This window comes from Alistipes sp. CAG:268 (assembly GCA_000434235.1).
Taxonomy (GTDB): domain Bacteria; phylum Bacteroidota; class Bacteroidia; order Bacteroidales; family Rikenellaceae; genus Alistipes; species Alistipes avistercoris.
In genome coordinates, this window is sequence record FR891993.1 from 39,152 (window position 1) to 44,339 (window position 5,188).

The 5,188-nt window shown below is 62.8% G+C and carries 4 protein-coding genes and 2 pseudogenes (1 of these 6 only partly in view); 1 reads left to right on the forward strand and 5 read right to left on the reverse strand.

The features are described 5' to 3' along the window. The 5 genes and pseudogenes from QZL63_RS11710 to QZL63_RS04720 form a co-directional block, all read right to left on the reverse strand. A pseudogene (locus tag QZL63_RS11710) lies at positions 1 to 78 on the reverse strand (cytidine deaminase); the annotation flags it as partial. A 176-nt stretch (positions 79 to 254) separates the two neighbouring features. After that, the gene (locus QZL63_RS04705; protein WP_022308172.1) at positions 255 to 944 is read right to left on the reverse strand and encodes an SIMPL domain-containing protein; all 690 of its coding nucleotides are present in this window, start codon (positions 942 to 944) and stop codon (positions 255 to 257) included. Between the two features lie 180 nt (positions 945 to 1,124). Further along, positions 1,125 to 2,534 (reverse strand): 23S rRNA (uracil(1939)-C(5))-methyltransferase RlmD, encoded by a 1,410-nt coding sequence (gene rlmD, locus QZL63_RS04710; protein WP_022308173.1) that lies wholly within the window; start codon positions 2,532 to 2,534, stop codon positions 1,125 to 1,127. 34 nt (positions 2,535 to 2,568) lie between these two features. Next, on the reverse strand, positions 2,569 to 3,702 hold the full coding sequence (locus QZL63_RS04715; protein WP_290586037.1) for a hypothetical protein: 1,134 nt from the start codon (positions 3,700 to 3,702) through the stop codon (positions 2,569 to 2,571). A gap of 36 nt (positions 3,703 to 3,738) precedes the next feature. Next, positions 3,739 to 4,563: an alpha/beta hydrolase gene (locus QZL63_RS04720; protein WP_022308175.1), complete on the reverse strand. Its 825-nt coding sequence runs from the start codon at positions 4,561 to 4,563 to the stop codon at positions 3,739 to 3,741. Positions 4,564 to 4,719: 156 nt separating this feature from the next. On the opposite strand from QZL63_RS04720, the pseudogene QZL63_RS04725 reads away from it, so the two are divergent. Then, positions 4,720 to 5,188 (forward strand): annotated as a pseudogene (locus QZL63_RS04725) (MBL fold metallo-hydrolase); it runs 228 nt beyond the window's last position.

A 5,188-nucleotide genomic window follows, 5' to 3' on the forward strand; every position in this document is an offset into this window, starting at 1 on the left:
CCCCAGCCGGCGGTCGGGCTCCGGGAGCTCCGACAGCGCGGCGTAATGCTCGTAGTCGAAACAAATCTGCTTTACCATAAACAATGCATTTTTGCAACCCCTGAAATTTCAGGGGAAAAGTAAACAAAGATAATACGAAAAAACGGAAAATCCGAATTCCGGTGCACTTTTCACCTCCTTTTCCCTCCGAACCGGCACAAAAAAAGCGGGCGCCCCTCGTAGAGCGTCCGCCTTTGCCCGTCGGCCGCCGGCCGTCATTCGAGTACGAACTTCGCCTGCACGCCGTATTCCAGCTTGATCGTCTTGAACTCGAGCGGATCCTCCTCCGCGACACTCTCCGCATCGGCCACAGCCTTTGCGCTGCGCATCAGCACCGCATTATCGTACATGACCGGCAGCACGTTGCTGTTCGAGTCGTAGATGTAGAAGCACTTGCCGATCGTCTGTCCGATGGCGCCGGCCATCTCTTGCGCGCTCTCCCGGGCGTTGCGCATGGCCTCCAGACGCACCTCCTGCTTGTATTTATCCAGCTGCGAGTGGGTCACCTTCAGGATCGAAATGTTCGAGATCCCCAGGTCGTCGAGCGCCTGCCAGACCTTTGCCACCTCGCCCGACGACCCCAGCTGGAGCTGGTACTTGGCCATAGCCACCGAAGTGTTCTTCTTGAAGAACTCGCTCGAGAGGTTGGCCATCTTGAGCTGCTTCTCGACATCGACCCCGAGCTTCCGGAGCACGGCAACCATGTCGCGCTGCTGGCTCTCGACCGAGATCTTGCCCTTCGAATCGCGTTCGTTGATGACGATCTGTAGATAGAATTCATCGGGTGTCAGCTCCTTCTCGGCCCGGCCCGTGACCTGGATATAGCTGGGATAGGCCTCCTGCATCTGTGCCGCTGCGGGGAGCGCCATCAGCGCCACGACCGCCATTGCAATCAGTTTTTTCATAATCGTTACCGTTTTTAGGGTTTTCGGAAAATTCCTTTGCAAATTAAACGCCGGAGCGGGCAGGTTACTGCGTCGGAAAGCGGGCGATTCACCCGCTGTTGCGGGCGGTTCACCCGGCAAACGGGCTTCGGAATGCGGAAAACGGAGGTCTGCACGGCCCACGACGGGCCGGGAATACACTCAGCGGCGCACGAGTTTCACGACATTTTCCACGTGGTGTGTGTGGGGAAACATGTCCACCGGCTGCACGGCCTCCACACGGTAGGCACCGTCGAGCAACGCCAGGTCGCGGGCCTGCGTAGCGGGATTGCAGCTCACGTAGACGATCCGCCGGGGTGCGGCGCGCAGGATGACCTCGATGACCGGCTCATCGACTCCCGCCCGGGGCGGATCGAGGATAATGACGTCGGGACGGCCGTTCGCCTCGACGAAACGGTCGTCGAGCACCTCCTTCATGTCACCGGCATAGAAGACCGTGTTGGCGATGCCGTTCAGGTCGGAGTTGATCTTCGCGTCGGCAATCGCCTCGGGGACGTACTCCACGCCCACGACCTTCCGGCAGCGCGACGCACAGAAATTGGCGATGGTTCCCGTACCGGTATAGAGGTCGTAGAGGATGTCGCCGGGCTGCAGGTCGGCAAAGTCGCGCGCCACCTTGTAGAGCTCATAGGCCTGCTCCGAATTGGTCTGGTAGAACGACTTGGGACCCACCTTGAAGCGCAACCCCTCCATCTGTTCGATGATGTGGTCCTTGCCGCGCCAGCAGACCGGATCGAGGTCACCCACCGAGTCGTTGAGTTTCGTATTGACCACATAGAAGAGCGACGTGATCCCGGGGAAGTGCTCCGCGAGGTGGTCGAGCAGCGCGCCGATCCGTTCGCGGTCGTCGGCTCCGAAGACGACGATCACCATCACCTCCCCCGTCGAGGCCGTGCGGACGATCATGTTGCGCATGAGCCCCGTATGTTCGCGGGCGTTGTGGAACGTATAGCCGTGCTCGAGGCAATAGCGGCGGACCTCGGTGCGAATGGCGTTCGACGGTTCGGGCTGCAGCCAGCACTTGCGGATGTCGAGCACCTTGTCGAACATGTTCGGGATGTGGAACCCCACGGCGGGTGTCGCCTCGATATCGCCTCCGGCCGCCACCTCTTCGCGCGTGAGCCACCTGCGGTCGGCAAAAGTGAACTCGAGTTTGTTGCGGTAGAACTGCGTACGGGCCGAGCCGAGGCAGGGTGCGATTTCGGGCAACTCGATCTTCCCGATACGCGTCAGCTGGTCGCGAACCTGCGCCGTCTTGAAGGCCAACTGTTCGGTGTAGGGCAGGTTCTGCCACTTGCAGCCGCCGCATACGCCGAAGTGCTCGCAAAAGGGTTCGGCACGCAGCGGCGAGCGTTTCACATACTCGACGACGTAGCCCTCCATGTAGCGGCGCCGCTTCGAGCGGATCTGTACGTTCACCACATCGCCCGGCACGGTCATCGGCACGAAGACCACCACGTCCTGCCAGCGCCCCATGGCCTTGCCTTCGGCCGCGAGCGTCGTTATCTCCAGCCCCTCGATCAGGGGGTAGTTTGCTTTCTTTCTTGCCATATTTCCGGTATTGTGCGGCAAAGGTAACAAAAAATCACCCGTTTCCCTCCTTTTTCCACTTCGCGCGCTGCCGGACACCGCCGAGCCAGAAGCCCAGGGCGAAGGGGCCGCCGATCAGTACGGCGAGCGCCAGCACGACATAGAGCAGGATCCGTCCGACAAGCCCCGGCACGGCATCGAGCGCCGAACGCACGAGCTCCTCGCCCGTGGTGCGGAGCTGCCCGATGAGCGCCTCCCGTTCCTGCGTGACGTAGCCCTGCAGAGCCATCCGCTGGCGGTCGAAGAGGCCGAAAGCCTCCTCAACCGAGGCGTTCATTGTCCAGATCAGCTGCGTGACCTGTCCGTTCATCTCCTCCAACACGCGGTCCGAGATCTCAGGCAGGTGCTCCGCCACGGCGACCATACGGCCGAAATCGCGCTCGAGCGAGTCGAGCTGCGCTCCGATCTGCGAGCGGAGGCTGTCCTGCCGGAGCTGCATCTCGAGGATGTCCTTCGACCACCCGAGCGTATTGGACAATTGCTGCGTCTGCCCGCTCACGCGGTCATTGACATCGGCCAGCACCTCGGCAATCGAGCCGGTGGCATAGTTGTGCTCCACCCCGTGCTCGCGCAGGTACTCGAGCCAGGCGAGGGTCGTGTTGTCCACGGCGTCGCCCTCCGGAGCGGGATGCCCGGCAAGATACTCTCCGACGAAACGCTCCATGAGCGCATAGCGCTCCTCGGGCAGCATCTGGCGGGCCAGGCGGGCGATGCGCGCATCGAGCCGGCGGGCCGTCCGCCGGGCGATGTCGCTCTGCGCGCCGAACAGAAGCGAGTCGGGCCGCGCGGCGAACGACGCGTCCATCCGCCGGCACAGCATCCAGAGGTCGGAGAGCGCCACGTCGGGGATACCCTGCATGGCGGCGGAGACCCCGGCGCGCGTGGCCCGGATCTTCCACTGCACGGCAGCAATGCGCACGGCGGGATCCGACGAACGTTCGACGATCGAGTCGGCCGCCGCAGCCACCTCGCCGGCCATGTCGTAGTAAAACCCGCGGGTCATCGTCCTCAGGTTCATCTCCTCCTTCGGGAGCGGGTCGCCCGTGGCCACGGCCACCTTCAGCAGCGAACACCCGGCAAAGGCTGCCGCCACCAGAAGTGCGGCCACCGTCTTTACGATCGTATGCATCTGCATGTCGGTATGTTTTTCTACGGATACACGCAATTACCGCTCCGCTTTGCGCAGCATCTCGCGGATGTAGCGCAGCGCCACGGGATGGCCCGCCTCGGGCATGTTGCCGTGGTCGTAGCCGTCGAACTCGAGCAGCCGCACGTCGGGATGGCCCACGATCCGCATCATGCGCCAGAAATAGGCGTTCTCCTCGTAGCGGCCGAGCATCTCCAGTTCGCGGTCGCCCGAGAGGATGAGCATCGGCGGCGCATCGGCCCGCACGTGGTTCATCGGCGCCATGTCATCGACCAGCGGCTGCGTGTCGGGCAGCCCCAGCTCGCTGCGGCGCGCAAAGTGCGTCACCGCCTGGCCGCTGTAGGGGATCAGGGCCATGAAGGCCGTATCGGGATCGATTCCGTAGGGGGCAAGCCACCGCTTGTCGAGGCCGATCATCGAGGTCAGGTAGCCGCCGGCCGAGTGCCCGGCAACAAAGATCCTCTCCGGATCACCCCCGTAAGAGGCGATGTGTTCGACAACCCACGCGGCGGCCGCAGCAGCATCCGCCACACAGTCGGCCACCTTCACCTGCGGCACAAGGCGGTACTCCACGCCGACGACCGCCATGCCGTGTCCCTTCAACGCCTCGGGGATCTCGCGGCGACCGCCCGACAGGCCTCCGCCGTGAAACCAGATGATTGTCGGAAAACCCTTCGCATCGGCCGGGAGATAGATATCCAGGCGGCACATCGAGTCGATGAGCGGGTCGCCCGACGCGGAGCGGTAGGCGATATCGCGTACCGTACGGCAGTCTCCGTCGGATGCAAGGCCCTGCAGCGAAAGGCACAGGGCGAAACAGAGAACAAGGATAAGTCGTTTCATGTGCAAGATTTTCGATTCGGGTGTTAAAGATAGGTAAAATCCCGCAAAAAGCGCTATCTTTGCGAAAGTAAACTTTCGCGGGGCGCACCGCCGACCGGGCACGCCCGACGGGCTCCGGAGCGCCGCCCCGCCCCCAAAAAAGAGATCCGAGACATGTTGAAAATCGCCTGCCTGCCTTTCAATCCGATACAGGAGAACACCTATGTCCTCTGGGACGAGACGAACGAATGCGTCGTGATCGACGCCGGGAACAGCTCGCCGCGCGAGGATGCCGCCCTGGACAACTTCATCGCCGAGCACGGGCTGAAACCCGTCCTGGCAGCCAACACCCACGGGCACTTCGACCATACCCTGGGCGTCGAACACCTCAAGCAGCGCTACGGAATCCCGTTCGCCCTCTCGTCGAAGGACACATTCCTGCTCGAAAACGCCGCCACGAGCGGCTCGATCTTCGGCGTGAAGGTCGGTGCCATGCCCACCGTAGAACGCGACCTGGACGGCGAACAGGAGATCCGCTTCGGAAAGACCACCCTCCGCGTGCTCCGCACGCCGGGACATACGCCGGGCCACGTCGCCTTCTTCGACGAGGGGTCGAAGTCGCTCTTTACGGGCGACACGCTCTTCC

Excerpts from the sequence above, each read along its gene's own strand:
- rlmD (WP_022308173.1), bottom strand. The coding sequence starts at position 2,534 with ATGGCAAGAAAGAAAGCAAACTACCCCCTGATCGAGGGGCTGGAGATA.
- QZL63_RS04720 (WP_022308175.1), bottom strand. The coding sequence starts at position 4,563 with ATGAAACGACTTATCCTTGTTCTCTGTTTCGCCCTGTGCCTTTCGCTG.
- QZL63_RS04715 (WP_290586037.1), bottom strand. The coding sequence starts at position 3,702 with ATGCATACGATCGTAAAGACGGTGGCCGCACTTCTGGTGGCGGCAGCC.
- QZL63_RS04705 (WP_022308172.1), bottom strand. The coding sequence starts at position 944 with ATGAAAAAACTGATTGCAATGGCGGTCGTGGCGCTGATGGCGCTCCCC.